The sequence below is a fragment of the Aeromonas sp. QDB54 genome (genome assembly GCF_027707385.1).
Taxonomy (GTDB): Bacteria; Pseudomonadota; Gammaproteobacteria; order Enterobacterales; family Aeromonadaceae; genus Aeromonas; species Aeromonas hydrophila.
This window is the reverse complement of the sequence record NZ_JAPCIT010000089.1, coordinates 1-764: the sequence shown is the minus strand read 5'-3', so window position 1 is coordinate 764 and position 764 is coordinate 1. Positions and strand designations below refer to the sequence as shown.

General features: G+C 53.5%; 3 protein-coding genes. All 3 read right to left on the bottom strand.

What is annotated here, in order from left to right; all coding sequences use genetic code 11:
* Positions 1-240 (bottom strand): type II toxin-antitoxin system RelE family toxin (locus PG881_RS23945; RefSeq protein ID WP_270803325.1); only part of this gene is annotated, 240 nt, incomplete at its 3' end.
* Positions 230-472, bottom strand: coding sequence for a type II toxin-antitoxin system RelB/DinJ family antitoxin (locus tag PG881_RS23940; protein ID WP_113740798.1), 243 nt, complete (start codon positions 470-472; stop codon positions 230-232). The genes PG881_RS23940 and PG881_RS23945, both read right to left, overlap by 11 nt.
* A gap of 71 nt (positions 473-543) precedes the next feature.
* Positions 544-764, bottom strand: a 221-nt coding sequence (locus PG881_RS23935) for a hypothetical protein (protein ID WP_270803323.1), incomplete at its 5' end; no start/stop codon positions are given.

Here is a 764-nt window from a genome sequence, read left to right as displayed (position 1 = left end):
TTTCCCTACTGCCACTACAAACACCACCACCCGATCATCTTGCACCTGGTACACCAACCGGTATCCGGCACCACGCAATTTGACCTTGTAGCAATCCGGCAGCCCATGCAGGCGGTTGGCCTCATTTCTTGGCCGTTCCAGCACCTCTACCAGCTTCTTCTTGAACTGCTGGCGCACGGTATCGCCCAGTTTCTTCCACTCCCGCCAAGCACGGGGATCAAACTCAAGCTCAAAGGTCATCCAGCGACACCTTGATCCCTTTTTGGGGGTTGGCCAACCGCTCCCGAACGAGCGCAAGGAGAGCCTCTTCGTCCTGAGTCACGACGGTAGTTCGAAACGGTAACCGCTCCTGAGCAGCAACGTACTCCAGCGTTTGCCGCAGCAACTCTGAAGGCGTCACCCCCAACCGATCCAGCACCGCATAAGAACGGGCTTTTAGATCATCATCGATGCGCAAATTGATCGTTCCCATCACTGCCCTCACTATTCACAATCATTTCAGTAATTACAAATGTAATGTCAATTGGTGTTTATCGCAATAGGTTACCGCTGTCGTGGTGCGACCACGAACCCGGCGGCATCGATCTCAAAGCGGACCACGCCGATTTCCTGCAAATAGGCCTGCAAGGTATCGAGCTTGCGAAAGACCCGTAGCTGGGGACCCCGCAGAATTCGGAGAAAAACGTACGCTAAGGAAACTCTGAAGAAGACTTCCTGATTTTGGCAAAATACCCGGATTCCACCCGCCGAGTTTTCCGATGAAG

Excerpts from the sequence above, each read along its gene's own strand:
- PG881_RS23940 (WP_113740798.1), bottom strand. The coding sequence starts at position 472 with ATGGGAACGATCAATTTGCGCATCGATGATGATCTAAAAGCCCGTTCT.